General features: G+C 73.7%; 20 protein-coding genes. 17 read left to right on the forward strand and 3 right to left on the reverse strand.

The window, feature by feature from the left end; genetic code table 11:
- Nucleotides 1-462: 462 nt before the first annotated feature.
- Nucleotides 463-1344 carry a hypothetical protein gene (locus ACFZAU_RS34355; RefSeq protein ID WP_500555486.1) on the forward strand — a complete coding sequence of 294 codons (882 nt, stop codon included), beginning with the start codon at nt 463-465 and terminating at the stop codon, nt 1342-1344.
- A 66-nt stretch (nt 1345-1410) separates the two neighbouring features.
- Here the strand turns inward: ACFZAU_RS34355 and ACFZAU_RS34360 are convergent, their stop codons facing one another.
- Nucleotides 1411-2694, reverse strand: coding sequence for a DUF1015 domain-containing protein (locus tag ACFZAU_RS34360; RefSeq protein WP_499603872.1), 1284 nt, complete (start codon nt 2692-2694; stop codon nt 1411-1413).
- Nucleotides 2695-2766: 72 nt separating this feature from the next.
- Here ACFZAU_RS34360 and ACFZAU_RS34365 point away from each other — a divergent pair, with 72 nt between their 5' ends.
- Nucleotides 2767-3813 (forward strand): HAD-IIA family hydrolase, encoded by a 1047-nt coding sequence (locus ACFZAU_RS34365; protein ID WP_500555423.1) that lies wholly within the window; start codon nt 2767-2769, stop codon nt 3811-3813.
- 9 nt (nt 3814-3822) lie between these two features.
- Here ACFZAU_RS34365 and ACFZAU_RS34370 read toward each other — a convergent pair whose 3' ends face one another.
- Nucleotides 3823-4170: a sterol-binding protein gene (locus ACFZAU_RS34370; RefSeq protein WP_499603868.1), complete on the reverse strand. Its 348-nt coding sequence runs from the start codon at nt 4168-4170 to the stop codon at nt 3823-3825.
- A 146-nt stretch (nt 4171-4316) separates the two neighbouring features.
- Between ACFZAU_RS34370 and ACFZAU_RS34375 the strand changes: the two genes are divergently transcribed.
- The 6 genes from ACFZAU_RS34375 (at nt 4317) to ACFZAU_RS34400 (ending at nt 11081) form a co-directional block, all read left to right on the forward strand.
- Nucleotides 4317-5324 (forward strand): histone, encoded by a 1008-nt coding sequence (locus tag ACFZAU_RS34375; protein ID WP_500555424.1) that lies wholly within the window; start codon nt 4317-4319, stop codon nt 5322-5324.
- Nucleotides 5317-5589, forward strand: coding sequence for a hypothetical protein (locus tag ACFZAU_RS34380; protein ID WP_500555425.1), 273 nt, complete (start codon nt 5317-5319; stop codon nt 5587-5589). The genes ACFZAU_RS34375 and ACFZAU_RS34380 overlap by 8 nt, the downstream gene beginning before the upstream one ends.
- Nucleotides 5590-5596: 7 nt before the next feature.
- Nucleotides 5597-6403, forward strand: a complete 807-nt coding sequence (locus ACFZAU_RS34385) for a TlyA family RNA methyltransferase (protein ID WP_499603864.1) — start codon at nt 5597-5599, stop codon at nt 6401-6403.
- Nucleotides 6400-7338, forward strand: a complete 939-nt coding sequence (locus tag ACFZAU_RS34390) for an NAD kinase (RefSeq protein ID WP_500555426.1) — start codon at nt 6400-6402, stop codon at nt 7336-7338. The genes ACFZAU_RS34385 and ACFZAU_RS34390 overlap by 4 nt, the downstream gene beginning before the upstream one ends.
- Nucleotides 7339-7387: 49 nt before the next feature.
- Nucleotides 7388-9130 carry a DNA repair protein RecN gene (gene recN / locus ACFZAU_RS34395; protein WP_499603860.1) on the forward strand — a complete coding sequence of 581 codons (1743 nt, stop codon included), beginning with the start codon at nt 7388-7390 and terminating at the stop codon, nt 9128-9130.
- 814 nt (nt 9131-9944) lie between these two features.
- Nucleotides 9945-11081, forward strand: coding sequence for a glycosyltransferase family 4 protein (locus ACFZAU_RS34400; protein ID WP_500555427.1), 1137 nt, complete (start codon nt 9945-9947; stop codon nt 11079-11081).
- A gap of 27 nt (nt 11082-11108) precedes the next feature.
- Here the strand turns inward: ACFZAU_RS34400 and ACFZAU_RS34405 are convergent, their stop codons facing one another.
- Nucleotides 11109-12917: a glycoside hydrolase family 15 protein gene (locus tag ACFZAU_RS34405; RefSeq protein WP_431967844.1), complete on the reverse strand. Its 1809-nt coding sequence runs from the start codon at nt 12915-12917 to the stop codon at nt 11109-11111.
- 398 nt (nt 12918-13315) lie between these two features.
- On the opposite strand from ACFZAU_RS34405, the gene pyrG reads away from it, so the two are divergent.
- From pyrG to ACFZAU_RS34450, 9 genes are all read left to right on the forward strand, one after another.
- The gene (pyrG, locus tag ACFZAU_RS34410; RefSeq protein WP_499603855.1) at nt 13316-14968 is read left to right on the forward strand and encodes a CTP synthase; all 1653 of its coding nucleotides are present in this window, start codon (nt 13316-13318) and stop codon (nt 14966-14968) included.
- 64 nt (nt 14969-15032) lie between these two features.
- Nucleotides 15033-15656, forward strand: coding sequence for an NUDIX domain-containing protein (locus ACFZAU_RS34415; protein ID WP_500555428.1), 624 nt, complete (start codon nt 15033-15035; stop codon nt 15654-15656).
- Nucleotides 15657-15785: 129 nt separating this feature from the next.
- Complete coding sequence (locus ACFZAU_RS34420) at nt 15786-18110, forward strand: AAA family ATPase (protein WP_500555429.1); 2325 nt, start codon at nt 15786-15788, stop codon at nt 18108-18110.
- Nucleotides 18111-18361: 251 nt separating this feature from the next.
- Nucleotides 18362-19477: an alanine dehydrogenase gene (gene ald / locus ACFZAU_RS34425; protein WP_499603903.1), complete on the forward strand. Its 1116-nt coding sequence runs from the start codon at nt 18362-18364 to the stop codon at nt 19475-19477.
- A 363-nt stretch (nt 19478-19840) separates the two neighbouring features.
- The gene (locus tag ACFZAU_RS34430) at nt 19841-20914 is read left to right on the forward strand and encodes a ParA family protein (protein WP_500464543.1); all 1074 of its coding nucleotides are present in this window, start codon (nt 19841-19843) and stop codon (nt 20912-20914) included.
- Nucleotides 20911-21570, forward strand: coding sequence for a hypothetical protein (locus ACFZAU_RS34435; RefSeq protein WP_500555430.1), 660 nt, complete (start codon nt 20911-20913; stop codon nt 21568-21570). Before ACFZAU_RS34430 ends, ACFZAU_RS34435 begins: the two co-directional genes overlap by 4 nt.
- 62 nt (nt 21571-21632) lie before the next feature.
- Nucleotides 21633-22790, forward strand: a complete 1158-nt coding sequence (locus ACFZAU_RS34440) for a segregation and condensation protein A (RefSeq protein WP_500555431.1) — start codon at nt 21633-21635, stop codon at nt 22788-22790.
- The gene (gene scpB / locus ACFZAU_RS34445; RefSeq protein ID WP_500555432.1) at nt 22783-23481 is read left to right on the forward strand and encodes an SMC-Scp complex subunit ScpB; all 699 of its coding nucleotides are present in this window, start codon (nt 22783-22785) and stop codon (nt 23479-23481) included. The genes ACFZAU_RS34440 and scpB overlap by 8 nt, the downstream gene beginning before the upstream one ends.
- The gene (locus ACFZAU_RS34450; RefSeq protein WP_500555433.1) at nt 23481-24569 is read left to right on the forward strand and encodes a pseudouridine synthase; all 1089 of its coding nucleotides are present in this window, start codon (nt 23481-23483) and stop codon (nt 24567-24569) included. Before scpB ends, ACFZAU_RS34450 begins: the two co-directional genes overlap by 1 nt.
- The last annotated feature ends 52 nt before the right edge of the window (nt 24570-24621 follow it).

Here is a 24621-nt window from a genome sequence, read left to right on the forward strand (position 1 = left end):
CGTCGTGATGACCGGCCCCGTTACGACCGTCCCCGTGAGGATCGTCCGCGTGACGACCGCCGTGACGATCGTGGTGGGTTCCGTCGTGATGACCGGCCCCGTTACGACCGTCCCCGTGAGGATCGTCCGCGTGACGACCGCCGTGACGATCGTGGTGGGTTCCGTCGTGATGACCGGCCGCGCTACGACCGTCCCCGCGACGACCGGCGGGACGACCGGCCCCGTGGGCCGCGGCGGGACGACGACCGTGGCGGCTACCGTCGCGATGACCGCAGGGACGAGCGTCCCCGCGGGCCGCGGCGGGAGGACGAGCGGGGCCAGGGCGGCGGGCGCCGGCCGTACGTGCAGGGGCGTGGGCGGTTCGAGAACACCCGCGGCCGTGACGAGCGCCGTGAGGAGCGGGAGCCCGTCAAGCGGCTGCCGATCCCGGACGACGTCACGGGCCAGGAGATCGACCCCAGCGTGCGTCAGGAGCTCATGAGCCTGCCGAAGACGCTCGCCGAGGACGTGGCGCGCAACCTCGTCATGGTGGCCCGGCTGCTGGACGAGGACCCGGAACTGGCCTACGGCTACTCCAGGGTCGCGCTGCGGCTCGCGTCCCGTGTCGCAGCCGTGCGTGAGGCGGCCGGGTTCGCCTCGTACGCCACGGAGCGGTACGCCGAGGCGCTGGCCGAGTTCCGTGCCTGCCGGCGGATGACGGGCACGGTCGACCTGTGGCCGGTCATGGCGGACTGTGAGCGCGGCATGGGCCGTCCGGAGCGTGCGCTGGAGATGGCGGGTGCGCCGGAGGTGCACAAGCTGGACCGCGCGGGCCAGGTGGAGATGCGGCTGGTGGCCGCCGGTGCCCGGCGTGACATGGGCCAGAACGACGCGGCCGTCGTCACCCTGCAGAGCCCCGAGCTGGCGTCCAACGCCGTGCACCCGTGGACGGCGCGGCTGCGTTACGCGTACGCCGACGCGCTGCTCGCGGCGGGTCGCGAGGACGAGGCCCGCGAGTGGTTCGCCAAGTCGCTGGAGGCGGACCAGAGCGGCACCACGGACGCCTCCGACCGGCTGGCGCAGCTGGACGGCGTGGCCTTCGTGGACGTGCTGGACGAGGAGTCGGCGGCGGATCGCGACGGCGTCGTCGCCGCGGACGCCCCGGAGGCCGCGGACTCCGACGCGACCGACGACGAGGACGACGAGGACGACGAGGACGACGACGCCCACCGGGGCGGCGAGGCGCGCGAGGCCGCCGGGGCCGGTGACGCCGGCGAGCCGGACGTCGATCTGACCGACGAGGCGGACCCGACGGCGTTCCTCGACGACCCGTTCAAGTCGCCCTCCGAGCGCACCGAGGGCTGATCGCCGGAACGAAGGGCGGCATCCGCGTCATGCGGATGCCGCCCTTCGTGGTGTCCGGGGCCGGGATCAGTCGCAGGTGCCGTCGAGTTCCAGGCTTCGCAGCACCAGGCCGGTCGCCGGCTTCGGGCCGAACGAGGTCGACTTGCGCGGCATCGTCACACCCTGCCTGGCGAGGTCGTGGACGACGCTCTCGCGCACCGGGTGGATGAGCACGGCCGTGCCGCCGAACTGCTCGGCCCGCTCGACCGCGGCCTCCGTGTCGTGGATGTAGTGGATGTGCTCGGGGGCGTCGGGCACTTCCCAGATCCGGTCCAGGAGCAGGCTGTGCAGCACGGTGGCGTCCAGCTGCCGCCACGCGTCGGGCCGGTCGCGCGGGATGGCCCGGTCGAGGGCACCGGGGTCCGGGCGGTCCAGGAGGTGGAAGCGGCCGTCGCCGGTGAGCAGGAACGCGTTGCCCTCGGCCGCGGCGGCCGCCAGGGCGGCCAGGGCCTCCGGCAGGGGGCCGGGCAGCTCCCGTACGCGGAAGGAGTCGCGGGCGGCCTCGACGGCCCGTGCGACGGGCAGTTGCGGCAGCACGCGGTGGATGGCGCGGACCCGCAGCGGGTAGCGGGTGGTGTCGACGAGCAGCACCAGGCCGTAGTCCCACGGGCTCGGGGCCTCGTGCTCGGCCTGCAGCAGCAGGTAGGTGGCCCAGCGGTGGTGGCCGTCGGCGATGACGGCCTGGTGGCGGGACAGGTCGGCATCGACCGCCGCGATCGCCGGCGGGTCGGTGATCGCCCACAGCCGGTGCTGTATGCCGTCCTCGGTCGTCGTCGCGAGCAAGGGCGGCTCCGCCACGGCGCGTTCGACGACCTCGGCCGCCTCCCCGTCGTTGCCCTGGTACGCCAGCAGCAGCGGCTCGAGGTTGGCGGCGGTGGCGCGCATGAGGGCCGCGCGGTCGGCGACCGGGCCCGGCATCACGTCCTCGTGCGGCAGCACGATCCGCTCCTCGGGCGGGGTCAGTCGCAGGGCGCCGATCAGGCCGCGTTGCACCTGATCGCCCTCGCGCTGCTCGTACACGTACAGGGCGGGCTTGGGGTCGAGGGCCAGGACGCCCTCCTCCTGCCATTGGAACAGCGCCCAGGCGGCCTTGCGGTGCCGCCCGTCCGGGGGCTCGGCGGTGGGCAGGATGAGCCGCACGACGTTGTGCGGGTCGGCTGTCTCCAGGTGCCGCTGTCCCTCGGGCCGGACGACGACGTCGTACGGTGGCGAGGTGACCGCGGCCAGGCTGCCGACCCGCTCGGGGACGTAGCGGAGCGCGCGGAACGGCGCCAGCCGCAGGCCCCGTACAGCGGGTCCGGAATCGTTCATCCGGGCATGCTACGCGGGTCATGTCCGCGAAGTGTGCCGAGTGATCGACGACATACGAGGAGAGACCGCCCGATGAACCACCGGACCGGCCCGGCCGGCAGCGAAAGCCCGCTTGATCAGGCGTACGACACGGCCCTGCTCGACCTCGACGGAGTGGTCTATGCGGGTGGTGACGCGATCGCGCACGCCGTCGAGTCGCTCGGCGCGGCGCGGGCGCACGGCATGCGGCTGGCGTACGTCACCAACAACGCTGCCCGCACGCCGCAGACCGTCGCCGAGCACCTGACGCGGCTCGGCGTGCCGGCCGAGGCCGGAGAGGTCGTCACCTCCGCGCAGGCGGTGGCGCGACTGATCGCGGATCAGGTCCCGGAGGGCGCGCGGGTGCTCGCGATCGGCGGTGAGGGACTCGTGGACGCGCTGCGCGAACGCGGGCTCCAGCCGGTCGACTCGGCCGACGACGACCCCGCCGCGGTGGTGCAGGGCTACTCGCCCGAGGTGGGCTGGGGGCAGCTCGCCGAGGCCGCGTACGCGGTCAACCGCGGTGTGCCGTGGTTCGCGTCCAACACCGATCTGACGATCCCGACCGCGCGCGGCACGGCACCGGGGAACGGCGCGCTCGTCGAGGTCGTGCGGATCGCGACCGGCGGCGACCCGCAGGTCGCGGGCAAGCCGCTGCCGCCCATGCACCGCGAGACGGTCATCAGGACCGGTGCGCGGCGGCCGCTGGTGGTCGGCGACCGCCTCGACACGGACATCGAGGGCGCCCACGCGGGCGGCGTCGACTCGCTGCTGGTGCTGACCGGGGTCACCACCCCGGCCCTGCTGCTCGCGGCCCCGCCGCAGCACCGGCCCACCTACGTGGACGCGGACCTGCGAGGGCTGCTCACCCCGCAGCCCGAGGTCACGGACGCCGGCGGGGGCGCGTACCGCTGCGGGGGCTGGACCGCCTCGGTGCGCGACGGGGCGCTGCTGCTCGACCGTGCCGGCGAGGGCGAGGGCGAGCGCCCGGGCGAACCCATGGACGGGCTGCGGGCGCTGTGCGCGGTGGCCTGGACCCGGGCCGGGGACGGCTCCTGCGACCTGGACGCGGGGAAGGCGCTGGACCGGCTGGGGCTCTAGGGGCAGGCCCTAGAGGAGCTTGCGCAGCCGCAGCAGGTCGCGGAAGCCCGCCTCCAGCTTGACCCGGCCGCTGCCCCAGGCCTTCGCGAAGTGCAGCCTGCCGTCGACGAGCGCGACTAGGTCGTCACCGGCCATGGTGAGCCTTATCTCGGCGCGTTCGGCCGGCGGGCCCTGCACGGTGACCACGTCCTGGATGCTGCCGTCCACCAGACGTCCCACGAAGGTGACGTCGAGGTCGGTGATGCGGCAGCTGAGCGACCGGTCGAGCGCGGCCGCGCTGCGCAGGTCCCCCTCGGTCCTGGCGAGGTTCTCGGACAGCCGCTCGAGCGCGCTGCGGCACTCCTCGATGGTCGCCATGGGCGGTGCGTCTCCCGTTCGGACGTCGGGTGGTGCTGGTGCTGATCGACGGTACCGCAGCCCACCGTCGGGGAGATGCGGCGCCATAGGCGGTAGCGTCGTGACCGACGAAGTCTGGGAACTGGCGAAGGCGAGGAGTGAGGCGTATGCGGGACGCGTTGCGGACCTGTCTGCAGATCGCGGGCGGCCTGACCGAGGCCACCCGGCGACGGGCGGTCGGAGCGGCGAGGGAACTGCTCGACCAGACCGGGATAGACGTCGACGCGGTCCAGCGGAGCATCGGCGAGCGCATCCCGCCCGAGGTGCAGTCGCTCGCGGACGAGCTGATGGCGTCGGGACGGGCCAACCGCGACCTGCTCGTGGGGCTCATCCGCGAGGAGATCGACAAGGCCATGAGCCGGGTCGGCCGGCTGGCGGACGAGGTCACCAAGGTCGGTGTCGTCCTGGAGGCCCTGGAGCGCCGCATCCGCAACCTGGAGGACGACGACCGGGAGCCGGCCGTAAAGGACCTGGCGGACGAGGAGCCGGACCCCGGTCTGTACGTGCCGCCGCAGCCGCCGGTGGAGCACGTGCCGGTCGACGGGTACGCGGCCGCGCCCGCGCCGGTCGCCCGTAAGAACGCCGCCCCGGGGAAGGCGCCCGCGACGCCTGAGGCCCCCGCGACTCCCGCGACTCCCGCGGCTCCGGAGGCGGCCGAGGCCGCGCCCGCCGTGCCCGTCGCCCGGAAGAACGCCGCTCCGGCGAAGGCACCTGCGGCGAAGAAGGCGGCGCCTGCCGCGAGGAAGACCGCCACCGCGAAGAAGACGGCCCCAGCGAAGAAGGCGACCGCCTCCGGCGGGGCGTCCACGGCGAAGAAGACCGCCCCGGCCGCGAAGAGCACGACCGCGGCCGCGCCCGCGAAGAAGACGACGGCCGCCAGGAAGGCCACCCCGGCCAAGAAGGCGGTCCCCGCGAAGAAGACGGCCGCGGCGTCCGGCACCGCTGCCGCCACCCCGGCCAAGAAGACGGCGGCCGCCAAGAAGGCCACCCCGGCCAAGAACGCGGCCCCGGCCAAGAAGGCCACCCCCGCCAAGAAGGCCGCGACCGCGAAGAAGGCCGCGACCGCGAAGAAGACGGCGGCCCCCCGCACGCAGGAGGCGAAGGGCCGTGACTGAGACGGGGCCCGAGGGCGCGGCACCCGCGCCCGGACCGGAGGTCGGGCCCGCGCCGGCGGCCCTCGCGGCGGAGGCCGCCGAAACGGGGCCGCGTCCGCTGGGGGTCGTGCTGGAGGCGACGGGGAATACCGAGGTGGACGCCGTCCTTGTCCGCCTGCAGGACGCCGACCTGCTTCCCACCGAGGACCACGTCGAGGTGTACGAGGATGTACACCGTGGGCTGCGCGACACGCTCACGAGACTCGACGACGACAACAGGAGCTGAACCTCACGTGGCACGACGCCGACTCGACGCCGAGCTGGTGCGCCGGAACCTCGCCCGCTCGCGGGAACACGCCGGGCAGCTGATCGCCGCCGGCCGGGTGACCGTGGGCGGGACGACCGCGACGAAGTCCGCCACGCAGGTGGAGACCAGCGCCGCGCTCGTCGTGACCAAGGACGAATCGGACCCGGACTACGTCTCCCGCGGCGGCCACAAGCTGGCCGGCGCGCTGGCGGCGTTCGTGCCCCGTGGGCTGCTCGTGGAGGGGCGCCGCGCGCTGGACGCCGGGGCCTCCACGGGCGGTTTCACCGACGTCCTGCTGCGCGGTGGCGCGGCGCGCGTCGTCGCCGTCGACGTCGGCTACGGGCAGCTCGCGTGGTCGCTGCAGAGCGATGAACGCGTCACCGTGAAGGACCGTACCAACGTGCGCGAGTTGACGCTCGAGCAGATCGACGACGAGCCGGTGGACCTTGTCGTCGGCGACCTGTCCTTCATCCCGCTCGGGCTCGTCCTGCCCGCCCTCGTACGCTGCGCCGCGCCCGACGCGGACCTGGTCCTGATGGTCAAGCCGCAGTTCGAGGTGGGCAAGGAGCGACTGGGCAGCGGCGGGGTCGTCCGCAGCCCCGAACTGCGCGCAGAGGCCGTACGACAGGTCGCCGGGCAGGCGGCCGGACTGGGACTGGGGGTGCTGGGCGTGACCGCGAGCCCGTTGCCGGGACCGTCGGGGAATGTGGAGTACTTTCTGTGGCTGCGCGCCGGGGCGCCCGAACTGGACCCGGCGGATGTCGACCGCGCTGTGGCGGAGGGGCCCCGTTGAGCGAGACGAACGAGACGCACGAGGTGCACGGGACGTCCGGACGCACCGTCTTCCTGCTGGCGCACACCGGGCGGCCGGCGGCCATCCGCAGCGCCGAGCGGGTGGTCCAGGGACTCAGGCGCTGCGGCATCGGCGTCCGCGTGCTGGCCGAGGAGGCCGAGGAGCTGACGCTGCCGGGGAACGGCGCGGTGCAGCGGGTGCAGGAGATCGGACCGGACACCGTCGCGGACTGCGAGCTGATCGTCGTCCTGGGCGGTGACGGCACGCTGCTGCGCGGCGCGGAGTTCGCCCGCGCCTCCGGGGTGCCGATGCTCGGGGTCAACCTGGGCCGGGTCGGCTTCCTCGCGGAGGCCGAGCGCGACGACCTGGACAAGGTCGTCGACCGGGTGGTCACCCGCGACTACGAGGTCGAGGAGCGCATGACGATCGACGTCCTGGTACGCAACGACGGCCGGGTCGTCCACACCGACTGGGCGCTGAACGAGGCGTCGGTGGAGAAGCAGGCGCGCGAGCGGCTGCTGGAGGTCGTGACGGAGGTCGACGGCCGCCCGGTCTCCCGCTTCGGCGGCGACGGGGTGGTGATGGCGACCCCGACGGGGTCGACCGCGTACGCCTTCTCGGCCGGCGGGCCGGTGGTCTGGCCCGAGGTCGAGGCGCTGCTGATGGTGCCGATCAGCGCGCACGCGCTCTTCGCGAAGCCGCTGGTGACCTCGCCGCGTTCGGTGCTGGCGGTGGAGGTGCAGCCGAAGACCCCGCACGGCGTGCTGTGGTGCGACGGGCGGCGCTCGGTGGACCTGCCGGCCGGGGCCCGCGTGGAGGTCCGGAAGGGGGCGGTGCCGGTCCGGCTGGCACGGCTCCACCACGCCTCCTTCACCGATCGGCTGGTCGCGAAGTTCGCGCTGCCGGTGGCGGGCTGGCGGGGCGCGCCGCACTGAGTTTCCCCTCAGGGGTGAGGCCCGTCGCGCGGCGGCCCGCAAACCTCGTATGGTCGTATCCGTGTTGGAGGAGATGCGGATCCGGTCGCTGGGAGTCATCGAGGACGCCGTGGTGGAGCTGTCGCCCGGCTTCACCGCGGTGACCGGTGAGACCGGCGCGGGCAAGACCATGGTCGTCACGAGCCTCGGGCTGCTGCTGGGCGGCCGTGCCGATCCCGGCCTGGTCCGGATCGGGACGAAATCGGCGTCCGTCGAAGGACGGATCACGCTGGACGCGGGCGCGCCCGCCGCGGTGCGGGCCGAGGAGGCCGGCGCCGAGCTGGACGACGGAGCACTGCTGCTCAGCCGTACCGTCTCGGCGGAGGGGCGTTCCAGGGCCTTCGTGGGCGGGCGCTCGGTCCCCGTGGGGCTGCTGGGCGAGCTGGCGGACGAGCTGGTGGCCGTCCACGGCCAGACCGACCAGCAGGGCCTGCTGCGGCCGGCCCGCCAGCGCGAGGCGCTGGACCGGTACGCGGGCGACGCCGTGGCCGTGCCGCTGGCCAAGTACGCGGCCGCCTACCGGCGGGTGCGCGAGGTCGCGGGCGAGCTGGACGAGCTGACCACGCGGGCCCGCGAGCGGGCCCAGGAGGCGGACCTGCTGCGCTTCGGCCTGGAGGAGGTCGCCGCCGCCGAGCCGCTGCCCGGCGAGGACGCCGACCTGGCCGCCGAGGCGGAGCGGCTGGGCCACGCCGAGGCGCTCGCCTCGGCCGCGACCCTGGCGCACGCCGCGCTCGCGGGGAACCCCGAGGACCCCGAGGGCGTCGACGCGGGCATGCTCGTCGCGGGCGCCCAGCGCGCGCTCGACGCCGTCCGCTCGCACGACCCGGCGCTGGCCGCGCTCGCGGACCGGATCGGGGAGATCGGCATCCTCCTCGGCGACGTCGCCGGGGAACTCGCCGGGTACGCCGACGACCTGGACGCCGATCCGCGGCGCCTCGCGGCGGTGGAGGAGCGGCGGGCCGTCCTCGCCCACCTCACCCGCAAGTACGGGGAGACGATCGACGCCGTCCTGGCCTGGGCCGAGCAGGGCGCGGCCCGGCTCGGCGAGCTGGACGGCGACGACGAGCGGATCGATGAGCTCACGGCCGAACGCGACGCGCTGCGCGCCGAGCTCGGCGACCTCGCCCAGGCCCTCACCGACGCGCGGACGGAGGCGGCGGAACGCTTCGCCGCGGCCGTCACGGCGGAGCTCGCGCAGCTCGCCATGCCGCACGCCCGCGTCAGCGTCGCCCTCCGGCAGACGGCGGACGAGGAGGGCATCGAGGTCGGCGGCCGGCGGGTGGCCTTCGGCGCGACCGGCGCGGACGAGGTCGAGCTGCAGCTCGCGCCGCACCCCGGCGCCCCGCCGCGGCCCATCGCCAAGGGCGCGTCCGGCGGTGAGCTATCCCGCGTGATGCTCGCCGTGGAGGTCGTCTTCGCGGGGTCGGACCCGGTGCCGACGTACCTGTTCGACGAGGTCGACGCGGGCGTCGGCGGCAAGGCGGCGGTCGAGGTCGGCCGGCGCCTGGCGAAGCTGGCGCGCAGCGCGCAGGTCGTGGTCGTCACGCACCTTCCGCAGGTGGCCGCGTTCGCGGACCGGCAGTTGCTGGTGGAGAAAACCAATGACGGGTCGGTGACGCGGAGCGGGGTGCGCGTGCTGGAGGGCGAGGAACGGGTGCGCGAGCTGTCGCGGATGCTCGCCGGCCTGGAGGACTCGGAACTCGGCCGCGCCCACGCGGAGGAACTGCTGGCGGCGGCCCGCGAAGCGCGCTGACGCGCGCTGCCGCGCCCCAGGACGGGGGTACGCCGCATCGTGCTCAGCCTCTGTGCCCTGAAGGCGTGCGCGGGCCGCGGTGCGGCTCCGTCGTCGGCGACGGGTGGGCGACCGCCGTCCCCGGTGTGACGGGGTGCCCGTCTGGTCGTCCGGGGGCTGCCGGAGGGGGTCCGGGTGCCGTCGTTGCCGGTCGGTCCGTGGCCGGTCCGCGGTAGGCCTCGCCGTTCTGAGGCGCGGCCGGGTGCGCGTGGATGCCGGGCCCGGTGACGGGTGGGCGACCGCCGTCCTCGGTTGTGACGGGGTGCCCGTCCGGGGTGCCGGAGGGGGTTCCGAGTGTCACCGTCGCCGGTCGGTCCAGTGGCCGGTCCGCGGTGGGCCTCGCCGTTCTGTGGTGCGGCCGCCGTGCCCCGGAGGGGGTTCCGGGTGCCACGGTCGCCGGGGTCCCGGGGATTGCGGGGGAGGCGGGCGTCGGCGTCGGCGGCCGGCCTGCGGTGGGCCTCGCCGTCCTGGGGTGCGCGCGGTGGCGGGTGGGTGGCCGCCGTGCCCGGAGGGGGTTCCGGGTGTCCGCGTGGGCGGGTGCGCCGGAGGCGCCGCCCCGGCGCGCGCGGATGCCACGGCCGACGGCGGGTACCCCGGCTTACGGGTGCGGGGTCGGCGTGATGGGGGAGCCGAGGGCACTCGTAAGGGTGGTCCCGCGTACGTGTGGCCGGGTGGGGGCGGGGCATCGCTCCCTGGATGGCCTATCGGCCTGGCATCCTTGAGGGAGCGGACCCGCCGCCCTTCCCACGATGCCCAGTCAGGAGTCCTACCCCGCGTGAGCAGTTCACCGAGCCCCTTGCACGGGCAGCTGCACGCCGTCCACGTGCTGGGCGAGACGGCGCGGGCCCATGTCGCCTCCGTGGCGGGTGGTTTGGTGGCGCGCGGTGTGCAGGTGACCGTCTGCGGGCCGGGCGAGGCCGAGGAGCGGTACGGATTCGGCGCGGCGGGCGCGAGGTTCGCCCCGGTCGAGATCACGCGGCGCTCGCAGCCGAGGGCGGACGCGGCCGTGGTGACGGCCCTGCGGGCGGCGTGCGCCGGAGCGGACGTGGTGCACGCGCACGGGCTGCGGGCCGGGCTGCTGGCCACGATGGCGCTGAGCGGGCGCCGTACGCCGCTGGTGGTGACCTGGCACGGCGCGGTGCTGGCCGAGGGCGCGCGCGGGCGGGTGCTGCGGCTGCTGGAGCGCCGGGTGGCGCGGGCGGCGGCGGTGGTGCTGGGCGCCTCCTCGGACCTGGTGGACCGGGCCCGTTCGGCGGGGGCCCGCGACGCCCGGCTCGGGCCGATCGGGGTGCCGGCTCCACCGAGGGTCGCGCCGTCCGCGGAGGCGGCGGCGGAGGCGGAGCGGCGCCGGCAGAAGTCCCGGGACGAATTCGCCGTGGGGGAGCGTCCGTTGCTGCTCGCGGTGGGCCGCCTGGAGCCGCGCAAGGGCTACCACCTGCTGCTGGACGCGGCCCACGGCTGGGCGGGGCTGGAGCCGGCGCCCCTGCTGATCGTCGCGGGCGAGGGCTCGCTGCGTACGGAGCTGCAGGAGCGGATCGACGCCGAGGAACTGCCGGTGCGGCTGCTCGGCCGCCGTGACGACGTGCCCGAACTCCTCGCCGCCGCCGACGTGGTGGTGCTGCCGTCGCGGTGGGAGGCGCGCTCGCTGACCGCGCAGGAGGCGCTGCACGCGGGGGCGCCGCTGGTGGCGACCTCCGTCGGCGGTACGGCCGAACTCGTCGGCGAGGCCGCGGTGCTGGTGCCGTACGGCAATCCGAAGACGCTCGCCGACACCGTCACGCGTCTGCTGGCGGACCCGGCGCGGCGTGCGGTGCTCGCCGTCGCCGGTCCCGCGCAGGCCGCCACCTGGCCGACCGAGGATGACACGGTCGCCCAAGTGCTCAGCATCTACGACGAGTTGACCTCCCGCTGAGGGCCGCCGGGGGCGGCGGCCCCGCCGTCAGCCGCCGTACGCGCCGCTCGCGGTGAGCCGCAGGGCCGTGTCGATCAGCGGCACATGGCTGAACGCCTGAGGGAAGTTGCCGACCTGCCGCTGCAGTCGCGGGTCCCACTCCTCGGCGAGCAGGCCGAGGTCGTTGCGGAGCGCGAGCAGCTTCTCGAAGAGCCTGCGGGCCTCGTCGACCCGGCCGATCATGGCGAGGTCGTCGGCGAGCCAGAACGAGCACGCGAGGAAGGCGCCCTCGTCACCGGGGAGGCCGTCGAGGTTCTCGCCGCCGGGAGGGGCGTCGGTCGGGTAACGCAGCACGAAGCCGTCCTCGGTGGACAGCTCCCGCTGGATCGCCTCGATGGTGCCGATCACGCGCTTGTCGTCCGGCGGCAGGAAGCCCACCTGGGGGATGAGCAGCAGGGAGGCGTCCAGCTCGCGCGAGCCGTAGGACTGCGTGAAGGTGTTGCGTTCCTTGTCGTAGCCCTTCTCGCACACGTCGCGGTGGATCTCGTCGCGCAGTTCGCGCCAGCGCTCCAGCGGCCCGTCGACCTCGCCGGACTCGATGAGCTTGACGGTGCGGTCGACGGCGACCCAGGCCATGACCTTGGAGTGGACGAAGTGCCGGCGCGGGCCGCGGACCTCCCAGATGCCCTCGTCCGGCTCGTCCCAGTGGTCCTCCAGGTACTGGATGAGCCGGATCTGCAGCAGCGAGGCGTAGTCGTTGCGGGCCAGGCCCGTCATGTGCGCCAGGTGCAGGGCCTCGGTGACCTCGCCGTAGACGTCGAGCTGCAGCTGGTGGGCCGCGCCGTTGCCGACCCGGACCGGGATCGAACCCTCGTAGCCGGGCAGCCAGTCCAGCTCGGTCTCGCCGAGCTCGCGCTCGCCGGCGATGCCGTACATGATCTGCAGGTTCTCGGGGTCGCCGGCGACCGCCCGCAGCAGCCACTCGCGCCAGGCGCGGGCCTCGTCCCGGTAGCCGGTGCGCAGCAGGGAGGACAGGGTGATCGCCGCGTCGCGGAGCCAGGTGAAGCGGTAGTCCCAGTTGCGGACGCCGCCGATGTCCTCCGGGAGGGAGGTGGTGGGGGCGGCGACGATGCCGCCGGTCGGCCCGTACGTCAGGGCCTTGAGCGTGATCAGGGAGCGGACCACGGCGTCCCGGTAGGGGCCGTGGTAGGTGCACTGGGCGACCCACTCGCGCCAGAAGTCCTCGGTGGCCTCCAGCGAGGCCTCGGGCTCGGCCAGCGGGGGCGGCTCCTTGTGCGAGGGCTGCCAGCTGATGGTGAAGGCGATGCGGTCGCCGGGCGACACCGTGAAGTCCGCGTAGGTGGTGAGGTCCTTGCCGTACGTCTCGACGTCGGTGTCGTGCCAGACGGAGTCGGGGCCGGCGACGGCGACGGTGCGCTCGCCCACCTTGTGCACCCAGGGCACGACCCAGCCGTAGCTGAAGCGCATGCGCAGCGCGGAGCGCATCGGCACCCGGCCGCTGACGCCCTCGACGATCCGGATCAGCTGGGGGGCGCCGTCACGCGGCGGCATGAAGTCGATCACACGGACCGTGCCGCGGGGGGTGTCCCACTCGGACTCCAGCACCAGGGAGTCGCCCCGGTAGCGGCGGCGGGTGGCGGCCGGGGGCCGGGTGCCGTTCGCGTGGGCGGGACCGAGCCGCCAGTACCCGTGCTCCTCCGTGCCGAGCAGGCCCGCGAAGATCGCGGGGGAGTCGAAGCGGGGCAGGCACAGCCAGTCGACCGTGCCGTCCCGGCACACCAGGGCGGCGGTCTGCATATCGCCGATGAGTGCGTAATCCTCGATACGCCCGGCCACGTAGGTCTCCCAGTCGAACGACGGCGGCGCCCCGTGGGACTGGGGCGGTGATTGCGGTCTGTGGATCTGTCGACGAGCTCTTTCCCGGGAGCGGGCGGGGTAGTGCCGTGCCGGTTCACTCGCATCGAATCGATGTGTCCGAGCAGGATACGACGTCAACGCGGGCTGTGCGGAAGCGACGACCGCACCCGCTGGGCCGGTCGGGTGCATTTTGTCGTACCAAAGTCCCGGTGGCCTCGTTTTTCGTCAGAGAGCCGCCCGCACCGTCTGGTGCGCGTCACTGATACCCTGGTAGCCCGTGGGCCGGTGGGCTGAACCACTGAACCGCCGCGACGACACCCCTCTTCACCACCATGGTGCCGTCCCGACCACCACCTCGCGACCACGGGAGCCCCCTGTTGGCACTGCCGCCCAAATCCACGACGACCAAGCACCTCTTCGTCACGGGGGGTGTCGCCTCCTCGCTCGGCAAGGGCCTGACCGCCTCCAGCCTCGGCGCGCTGCTGAAGGCCCGCGGTCTGCGCGTCACCATGCAGAAGCTCGACCCGTACCTCAACGTGGACCCGGGCACGATGAACCCCTTCCAGCACGGTGAGGTGTTCGTCACGGACGACGGCGCCGAGACCGACCTGGACATCGGCCACTACGAGCGCTTCCTGGACGTGAACCTCGCCGGCTCGGCCAACGTCACCACCGGCCAGATCTACTCCTCGGTGATCGCCAAGGAGCGGCGCGGCGAGTACCTGGGCGACACCGTGCAGGTCATCCCGCACATCACCAACGAGATCAAGTCCCGCATCCGGCGCATGGCGACCGAGGACGTGGACGTGGTGATCACCGAGGTCGGCGGCACCGTGGGCGACATCGAGTCGCTGCCCTTCCTTGAGTCCGTCCGCCAGGTCCGGCACGAGGTGGGCCGGGACAACGTCTTCGTGATGCACATCTCACTGCTGCCGTACATCGGCCCCTCCGGCGAGCTGAAGACCAAGCCGACGCAGCACTCGGTGGCGGCGCTGCGCAGCATCGGCATCCAGCCCGACGCGATCGTGCTGCGCGCCGACCGCGACGTGCCGACGTCCATCAAGCGCAAGATCTCGCTGATGTGCGACGTGGACGAGGAGGCGGTGGTCGCCGCCATCGACGCCCCGTCGATCTACGACATCCCCAAGGTGCTGCACACCGAGGGCCTGGACGCCTACGTCGTCCGCAAGCTGAACCTGCCGTTCCGCGACGTCGACTGGACGGAGTGGGACGACCTGCTCGGCCGGGTCCACCAGCCCGAGCACGAGGTGAAGGTCGCGCTCGTCGGCAAGTACATCGACCTGCCCGACGCCTACCTGTCGGTGACCGAGGCGCTGCGCGCCGGCGGCTTCGCCAACAACGCCAAGGTCAACATCAAGTGGGTGACCTCGGACGAGTGCAAGACCCCGGCGGGTGCCGCCCGTCAGCTCGGCGACGTGGACGCGGTCTGCATCCCCGGCGGCTTCGGCGACCGCGGCGTGGAGGGCAAGGTCTCGGCGATCACCTACGCCCGGGAGAACCGCATCCCGCTGCTCGGCCTGTGCCTGGGCCTGCAGTGCGTGGTCATCGAGGCGGCCCGCGGCCTGGCCGGCATCCCGGACGCCAACTCGACCGAGTTCGACCCCGCCACCGCGCACCCGGTGATCTCCACCATGGCCGAGCAGCTCGACATCGTGGCCGGCCAGGGCGACCTCGGCGGCACCATGCGGCTGGGCCTGTACCCGGCGAAGCTCGCCGAGGGCTCCATCGTCCGCGAGGTCTACGGCGGCGAGCCCTACGTCGAGGAGCGGCACCGCCACCGCTACGAGGTGAACAACGCCTACCGCGGCGAGCTGGAGAAGAAGGCCGGCCTGCTGTTCTCCGGCACCTCCCCGGACAACACCCTGGTCGAGTACGTCGAGTACCCCCGCGACGTGCACCCGTACCTGGTGGCCACCCAGGCGCACCCCGAGCTCAAGTCCCGCCCGACCCGTCCGCACCCCCTGTTCGCGGGACTGGTCGCGGCCGCCGTCGAGCGCCTCAAGGGTTGATCGGTACGGTTGCGGGGGCGGGCCGGCGAACGGGCCGCCCCCTGCACCGCGTACGGAGGGCACCATGCTGAAGGACACCCCCGAGGAGTGGCGGGTCACCGCCACCGCCACCCCCTTCGCCGGGAAGAAGACCGGCGTCCGCACCGACGACGTCGTCATGCCCGACGGCAGCGTCGCCCGGCGCGACTACCAGGTCCACCCGGGCTCGGTGGCCGTGCTCGCCCTCGACGACCAGGACCGGGTCCTGGTCCTCAAGCAGTACCGCCACCCCGTGCGGATGAAGCTGTGGGAGATCCCCGCCGGGCTCCTCGACGTCCCCGGCGAGAACCCGCTGCACGCCGCCCAGCGCGAGCTGTACGAGGAGGCGCACGTCAAGGCCGAGGACTGGCGGGTGCTCACGGACGTGTACACCACGCCCGGCGGCTGCGACGAGGCCGTGCGGATCTTCCTGGCCCGGGGCCTGTCCGAGGTGGAGGGCGAGCGCTTCGAGGTGTCGGAGGAAGAGGCCGACATGGAGTCCGCGCGCGTGCCGGTGCAGGAGCTGGTCCGCGGGGTCCTCGCGGGCGAGCTGCACAACAACTGCCTCGTGGTCGGAGTGCTGTCGTTGCAGGCCGCCCGGGCCGGGGACGGCCTGGAGGCGCTGCGCCCGGCCGAGGCCGAGTGGCCCGCGCGACCGTTCTCCGCGTGATTGGTTCGGTCTGACCATCCGATCGTCCGAGAGGGTGATCATTGGCCGGATCCGCCGCGTCGCGTACGGGGGTTGGACCCCCACCGTGAACTAGGCTCTTGCCGTTCGTAGGAGAACGGGAGTGGGCCCGTGGCGGATCACGTGCTGGACGCCGACGCATCGGCGGCGGCCTCTGACGACGGCCCGTGGGAGCCGGCGTCACAGACCCCGGCACACGGCACGCTGCCCCCCGGCCTGCCGGGTTTCGTCGGCCGCCGCCGCGAGCTCGAGGAACTGCGCGCCGACATCGACCGGCCGGGCCTGGCCGCCCTGCGCGGCCAGACGCCCGACGGCAGTCGTGTCCTGCTCGTGGCCGGCCGGCCGGGCTCGGGACGCACGGCGCTGGCCGTGCGGCTCGCCCACGAGGTGGCCGACCGCTACCCCGGCGGTCAGTTCTACGTACGGCTCAGCGAGAACGACGGCCGTCCGGTGCCGCCCGAGCAGTCCGCCCGCGACCTGCTGCGCGCGATGGACGTGGAGGTCGAGCCGGCCGCGGAGCCCGAGGAGCTGCTCGCCGCGCTGCGCACCGCCCTGAACGGGCGCAAGGCCGTCCTCGTCCTGGACGACGTCGTCGACTCCCGGCAGCTGCTCGACCTGTTGCCCAGGGGATCGGGGAACCTGCTGGTGGCCACCGCCGAGGGGCCGCTGCCCGGCGTCCACGACGTACGCCCGTGCACCCTGGGCGGGCTCGACCCGGCGGCCTGCGTGGACCTGCTGACCGAGGCGATCGGGCGGGTGCGGATCACCAACGACCCGCGGGCCGCGGAGGGCCTGGTCCAGGAGTGCGGCGGGCACCCCGGGGCGCTGCGGCTCGTCGCCGCCTGGCTCGCCGCGCAGCCGCGTACCCCCGTCGCCGAGGCCACCCGCAGGCTGCACGCCGACGCCGGCGAGCCGGCGGCCGCGAACGCGGCGTCCGACGGCGGCGCGGCCACCCGCGGCAACGGCACGCTCCGCGCGGACGTCGGGCACCGCACGGGCAGCGGCCCGCTGCCGGAGGCGTTGCGCGGTCTGGCCGCGGACGGGCAGGCACGGGTGCTGCGCCGGGCGGGCGCTCCGGGCGAGCCCGCGGCGAAGGCGGCCGGCGGCGCACGGGAGGCCGACGGGACCGGGACGGCGAAGGAGAAGGGGAGCGCCGCCGCGGCGTCCACCCCGCGTGCCACTCCTGCGCCGGAGCTGCTGCGCGCCTTCCGTTTCGTGTACGGGGCGCTCTCGCCCGCCGTGTCCCGGATGCTGCGACTGCTCGCGCTCGCCCCCTCGGGCCTGACCGACGCGCACACCGCCTCCGCGCTGGGCGGCTGCTCGGTCGAGGCCGCGCAGGCCACGCTGGCGGACCTGGCCGCCTGCGGACTGCTGCACCCCGAGCCGGTCCTCGGCGAACTGCCGGCGCAGTACCGGGTGCCGGGCTGGCTCACCCCGCCGCTGCGGGCGCTGCTGGAGGGCACGGAGAAACCGTCCGAGGTGCAGCTCGCCCGCGCCCGGATGCTGGAGCGCACGGTACGGCTGCTGCACGCGTGCCGGATGTGCCTGGAGGGCGAGGAGGAGCCCGACGGGCTGCCCAAGTCCCTGCGCTTCCCCGGCCGTCCGGTCGCGGCGGGGTGGCTGCGGATGCGGCTGCCGGTCCTGCTGGCCGCCGCGCGGCTGGCGGTCGCGGACGGCGACCTGGACACCCTGGCCCGCCGCCTGATGGCCGCGCTCGTGCGCGCCCTGGCCGCGGACCCCGACGGCGGGGCGACGGCGCCGGAGCGCTACCGGCTCCACCACCTGGTGCTGGACGTCGCCGAGCGGCGCGGACTGCACCGGGAGAAGGCGGCGGCCCTGCTGAACATCGGCGACCTGGACGTCGAGGCGGTCCGCCCGCTGGACGCCCTCGACCGCTACCGGGCCGCGCTGGTCGCCTCCCGGGAGGCGTACGACGGGGACGCCGAGGGCCGCGCGCTGGAGGCCATCGCCGGGACCTACCTGGAGCTGGACGACCCGCAGCGGGCCTCCGACTGGTACGGCCGGGCGCTGGCCCTGCGGCAGGCCCGCGGCGAGCTCGTCCACCAGGCGCGGCTGCACGCCCGGCTCGGCGCCCTGTTCACCTACGCCGGCCACTACGGCAACGCATTGCGCGAGTGGCGTGCCGCGGCCGCCGCGCACCGGCGGCTGAAGGACCTGCCCGCGCAGGCCCGGGCGCTCAGCGAGGTGGCCCGGGTCCAGGAGTACGCGGGGCACCCGGAGGACGCGCTGCGGACCTGCCGTGACGCCCTGTACTGGGCCCGGCAGGCCAAGGAGCGGCGACTGGAGGGCGCGGTGCTGCTGCGGATGGCCGACACCCTGGACCGGCTGGGGGACCCAGCGGGCGCCCGGTTGCAGCGGGCCGCCGCGCGGCGGCTGCTGCCGGCCGAGGAGATTCCGCAGCCGGAGGAGGACTGAGGGCCCCTGTTTCCGGGGCCGAGGGCCCGCTGGGGCCCCTCAGATCGCGCCGAGAGCGAGCTGTACCTACGAAACTGCCAATGCCTTCGCTGAAAGTAGTCACTTTGTAAGGCTGGACAGTGACTCTTCCTTCACTACACTTGGTCGCACCGCAGAACATCGCGGTCAGGTCCGATGTACCCCGTCATCGGGCGACATGTCCGGAGACCTGCTAGAAACCCTCCACTCCCGTGAACAGGACCGTGATCGACGTGAAGGTCGGCATCCCCCGCGAGGTCAAGAACAACGAGTTCCGCGTGGCCATCACCCCCGCCGGCGTGCACGAGCTCGTCCGCGGCGGCCACGAGGTGTTCGTCGAGCAGGACGCCGGCGTCGGCTCGTCCATCCCGGACGGGGAGTACGTCTCCGCCGGCGCGACGATCCTCCCGACCGCCGACGAGGTGTGGGCCGTCGCCGACCTGGTGCTGAAGGTCAAGGAGCCGATCGCGGAGGAGTACCACCGGCTCCGCAAGGACCAGACCCTCTTCACCTACCTGCACCTGGCCGCGTCCCGCGAGTGCACCGACGCGCTGCTGGAGTCCGGCACCACCGCGATCGCCTACGAGACCGTCGAGCTCGCCAACCGCCAGCTGCCGCTGCTCGCCCCGATGTCCGAGGTGGCCGGCCGGCTCGCCCCGCAGGTCGGCGCGTACCACCTGATGCGCTCGGCCGGCGGCCGCGGCGTGCTCCCCGGCGGCGTCCCGGGTGTGGCCCCGGCCAAGGCCGTCGTCATCGGCGGCGGCGTCTCCGGCTGGAACGCCACGCAGATCGCCGTCGGCATGGGCTTCCACGTCACCCTGCTCGACCGGGACATCAACAAGCTGCGCGAGGCCGACAAGATCTTCGGCACCAAGGTGCAGACCATCGTCTCCAACGCCTTCGAGCTGGAGAAGGCCGTCCTCGAGGCCGACCTCGTCATCGGTGCGGTCCTCATCCCGGGTGCCAAGGCCCCCAAGCTCGTCACCAACGAGCTGGTCTCGCGCATGAAGCCGGGCTCGGTGCTCGTCGACATCGCCATCGACCAGGGCGGCTGCTTCGAGGACTCCCGTCCCACCACGCACGCCGAGCCGACCTTCGCGGTGCACGACTCGGTCTTCTACTGCGTCGCCAACATGCCGGGCGCGGTGCCGAACACCTCCACCTACGCGCTCACCAACGCGACGCTGCCCTACATCGTCGAACTCGCCAACCGCGGCTGGCGCGAGGCGCTGCGCCGGGACGCCGCGCTCGCCAAGGGCCTCAACACCCACGAGGGCCAGGTCGTCTACGGCCCGGTCGCCGAGGCGCACGGCCTGGACGCGGTGGACCTCGGCACCGTCCTCGGCTGACGGCCGCCTCATCGATTGATCGATTTTTCGCGTTGGCGTCAACTTGTCGCCAATCCGGTACGCACGGCCGGGTCTTGAGTCCCAAGGCCCGGCCGTTCGCGTGGAACCATACTGTTTTGCCGATTCGTCCCCCCGCGAAACATCCCCGGCGTCGTCGTTACACCCTTGACAGCGAGACGTTCGGTTGCCGACACATCGTGCCGTGTCCGGTGGATTGTGTTGCTGTGAACCACCGACACGCCATAGAGTCGCCAACCGTCGGCATGCTGCAACGCTGACCTATTGAGAAGTTTCCTGGTCACCAAGGAGGTAAGACGACTTGTGAATGAGTCGACATTTGCTCCCGGGGGTGGTCAGCCAGGAATGACCGTGCAGACCGACGGTTCCGCACGACTCGGACCGGTGGCCTCCGTGGCCGTCCGGACGTTCGAGGCGCGCAGGGCCGGCACAGACAACGAGACGCGCTACGCGAACCCCATGGCCCAATACGAAGAAGAGCTGCAGGACGGTCAGTTCTACGACCCCGACGCGGAGTACGAACCCGACCCCGAGTACGCGGCCACCCTCGCACCCGACGCGGCGCGCCAGCGCCGTGAGCGCGTGGGCCCCACCGGCCGCCCGTTGCCGTACTTCCCGATCCCCGGCCCGCTGACGGACCACGGCCCGGCGAAGATCATCGCGATGTGCAACCAGAAGGGCGGCGTCGGCAAGACGACCTCGACCATCAACCTGGGTGCCGCGCTCGCCGAGTACGGCCGCCGCGTCCTCCTGGTCGACTTCGACCCGCAGGGCGCGCTCTCCGTCGGCCTCGGCGTCAACCCGATGGAACTGGACGTCACGGTCTACAACTTGCTGATGGAGCGCGGGCTCTCGGCCGACGAGGTGCTGCTGAAGACCGCGGTGCCCGGCATGGACCTGCTGCCCAGCAACATCGACCTGTCCGCCGCGGAAGTCCAGTTGGTCAGCGAGGTGGCCCGGGAGTCGTCGCTGCAACGCGCGTTGAAGCCGCTGCTGCCCGACTACGACTACGTCATCATCGACTGCCAGCCGTCGCTCGGCCTGCTGACGGTCAACGCCCTGACCGCGGCCCACCAGGTGATCGTCCCGCTGGAGTGCGAGTTCTTCGCGCTGCGCGGAGTCGCGCTGCTCACCGAGACCATCGAGAAGGTCAGGGAACGGCTCAACCCCGAGCTGGAGCTGGACGGCATCCTCGCCACGATGTACGACTCGCGGACCGTGCACAGCCGCGAGGTGCTGGCGCGCGTCGTCGAGGCCTTCGACGACCACGTCTACCACACCGTCATCGGACGGACCGTCCGCTTCCCGGAGACCACGGTCGCCGGTGAGCCGATCACCACCTACGCCTCCAACTCGGTGGGCGCCGCCGCCTATCGCCAGCTCGCCAGGGAGGTGCTCGCCCGGTGTCACGCCGAGTGAGTCTCCCGGGGGCCGACGAACTGTTCCGCACGACGGGGGGACGGGGGCTCCAGTCCCCGGCGCCGCGGCAGCACGCCAACGGCGAGACTCCCGGCGCGGGTCCGGGCGGTGGCCCGGGCGCGGACCCCGCGGCCCCCGGCGAACGCCCGCTGCGGCAGGTGCCGGCCCCCGCCGAGGAGCCGGCGGCGGAGGAGGCGCCGGTCAGCGAGTCCGCGACGCCTTCCGAGGCGGCCGAGCACGGCGGACGGGACACCGCCGCCGACCCCGGCGCCCAGCCGGCCCCCGCGGCCCGCTCCGTCCCGGAACAGGCGGGTCCGTCCGGTCCGCCCGTACGGCGCGGCCTGCAGGCCCCCGGAACGGGCTCCACGGGCCCCCAGGCGGCCCCGCAGCCGCCCCAGCCACCGCAGCCGCGCCGCAAGTCCGGACGGGCTCCCAGACGGCCCAGCGGGCGCGAGCGCCACGACGAGAAGATCACCGTCTACGTCTCCGCCGAGGAGCTGATGGACCTCGAGCACGCCCGCCTCGTCCTGCGCGGGGAGCACGGGCTCGCCGTCGACCGCGGGCGGATCGTCCGCGAGGCGGTCGCGGTGGTCCTGGCCGACCTCGAGTCCCGCGGCGACGCGAGCATCCTCGTACGCCGCCTGCGCGGCCGCTGACACGCTCCGCGCGATACGGTGCCGTCCTCCGTACGGCCCCGTCAGCACCACCTGGACCCCCCATGCCCCCCGACGACACCGCCAGCCCGCAGCGCTCCCGCCGCCTCCTCGGCCGCGGCCCCGGCGCGAGCCCCGTGCCGCCCCCTGCCGCGGCCGAGGAGGGCGTGGACGGCCCGGGCGCGGGCGACGGGGCCGGTGATCCCGGCCACACCGCGTCCCCGGTGCCGCCGCCCGCCGTCGCCGAAGCCGTGGCGGAGACCGCCCCGGAACCCGGGGGACCCCCGCACGTCGTCACCCCGCCGCCCGCACCGGAGGCCGGGGAGCCGCCCGCCACCGACGAGCCGGCGGACGAGGGCGAGCCGGTCGACGGGGGCGAGCCCGGGGACGAGGACGGCGGCGCCGCGAACGACGGCCGCTTCACCGTCCGGCTGGCGAACTTCGAGGGCCCCTTCGACCTGCTGCTGCAGCTGATCTCCAAGCACAAGCTCGACGTCACCGAGGTCGCCCTCTCCAAGGTGACGGACGAGTTCATGACGTACATCCGCGCCATGGGACCCGACTGGGACCTGGACCAGACCACGGAGTTCCTGGTCGTCGCGGCCACCCTGCTGGACCTGAAGGCCGCCCGCCTGCTGCCCGCCGCCGAGGTGGAGGACGAGGAGGACCTCGCCCTGCTGGAGGCCCGGGACCTGCTCTTCGCCCGGCTGCTGCAGTACCGCGCGTACAAGCGGATCGCCGCGATCTTCGCCGAGCGCCTGGAGGCCGAGGCGCTGCACCACCCCCGCACCGTGGGGCTGGAGCCGCAGCACGCCGAACTGCTGCCCGAGGTGGTGCTGAGCATCGGGCCGGAGCGCTTCGCGCAGCTCGCCGTCAAGGCGATGCAGCCGAAGCCGAAGCCGCAGGTGTACGTGGACCACATCCACGCGCCGCTGGTGAGCGTCCGCGAGCAGGCCGAGCACGTCGTCGCGATGCTGCGGGAGCGCGGCGAGGCGAGCTTCCAGGAGCTCACCTTCGACGCCCCCGACACCCTGACGGTCGTGGCACGCTTCCTGGCCCTGCTGGAGCTCTACCGGGAGAAGGCCGTGGCGCTCGACCAGGAGGAGGCCCTCGGTACGCTCCGGGTCCGCTGGACGGGCGGCGCGGCGGCGCCGGACCAGCCGCTGGTCACCGACGAATTCGACCAGGCGCCCGCCGCCGCGAAGGACGGGAAGGATGGCTGACGTGACGGAGGTGACCGGAGTGACCGAGCCGGCGTCCCAGGCGCTCGAGACGGTCGAAGGGACCGAAGGGACGGCCGGCGGTGCGCCCGCGGGGTTGCTGTCCGTGGCGGAGCTGGAGCTTCGGCCCGCCCTGGAGGCGGTCCTGATGGTCGTGGACGAGCCCGTCACCGAGGAGACCCTGTCCAAGGTTCTGGAGCGTCCGCGCCGGGAGATCGCCACCGCCCTGCACGACCTCGCGGAGGAGTACGCCGCCCAGGGCCGCGGCTTCGACCTGCGGCTGATCGCCGGCGGCTGGCGCTTCTACACCCGGCCCGCGTACGCCGCGGCCGTGGAGAAGTTCGTCCTGGACGGCCAGCAGGCCCGGCTCACCCAGGCCGCGCTGGAGACGCTGGCGGTCGTCGCGTACCGGCAGCCGGTCAGCCGTTCGCGGGTCTCCGCGGTGCGCGGGGTCAACTGCGACGGCGTGATGCGCACCCTTCTGCAGCGGGGTCTGGTGGAGGAGTGTGGGACGGAAGCCGAGACAGGTGCGATCCTGTACAGGACGACGAACTACTTCCTGGAGCGGATGGGCCTGCGCGGCCTGGACGAGCTGCCCGAGCTCGCCCCGTTCCTCCCGGAGGCGGACGCCGTCGAGGCGGACTCCCTGGAGGGCGTCCCCTCATTCGACCCGGACTCGACGACGGATAGTTGATGCGAAGCAGTAGCGGCAGCGGCAGGAACAGTGGCGGCAACCGGAATCCCCGGGGTGCCGATGGGGGCGGCTCCCGGTCGAGGACCGGGGGACAGCGCGACGACCAGCAGAAGCGCGCGGGCCGGCCCCGTCCGGAGGAGCGCCGCTACGACGTCGGCGGCGGCGCCGGTGGGTCCGGCGGCTCCGGCGGACCGGGGGGAGCCGCCAAGCGCGGCACCGGCGGCAAGCCGGGCGGCGCGTCCGGCAAGCCCCGCAAGTCCGCGCCCGCGCGCCCGCGCGAGCTGGACGCCCAGATCGAGGAGCGCAACCGCGAGCGGCACAGCAAGCCCAAGCTGAACCTGCCCAAGACCTTCCCCGGCGCGGAGCAGGAGGGCGAGCGCCTGCAGAAGGTGCTGGCGAGGGCGGGCATGGGCTCGCGCCGCGCGTGCGAGGAGCTGATCGAGCAGCGCCGCGTCGAGGTGAACGGCAAGATCGTCACCGAGCAGGGCCTGCGGGTGGACCCCGACAAGGACGAGGTGCGCGTCGACGGGCTGACCGTCGCCACGCAGTCGTACCTGTTCTTCGCCCTGAACAAGCCGGCCGGCGTCGTCTCCACGATGGAGGACCCCGAGGGCCGCCAGTGCCTCGGGGACTACGTCACCAACCGTGAGACCCGGCTCTTCCACGTGGGGCGGCTGGACACCGAGACCGAGGGCATCATCCTGCTCACCAACCACGGCGAGCTGGCCCACCGTCTCACCCACCCCCGCTACGGCGTGCAGAAGACCTACCTCGCCGCGATCAACGGTGTGCTGCCGCGCGACATCGGCAAGCAGCTGAAGAACGGCATCCAGCTGGAGGACGGCTACGCCCGCGCCGACAGTTTCCGCGTCGTGCAGCAGACCGGCAAGAACTACCTGGTCGAGGTCACCCTGCACGAGGGCCGCAAGCACATCGTCCGCCGCATGCTCGCCGAGGCGGGCTTCCCGGTCGACAAGCTGGTCCGCACCAGCTTCGGCCCGATCGCGCTCGGCGACCAGAAGTCGGGCTGGCTGCGGCGGCTCACCAACACCGAGGTGGGCATGCTGATGCGCGAGGTCGACCTCTGAGCCGTCCGCACCCCGACGGTACGGGCCCGGTCCGCCTCCCGTGGCGGACCGG

Source organism: Streptomyces sp. NPDC008238, from assembly GCF_042956445.1.
Lineage (GTDB): Bacteria > Actinomycetota > Actinomycetes > Streptomycetales > Streptomycetaceae > Actinacidiphila.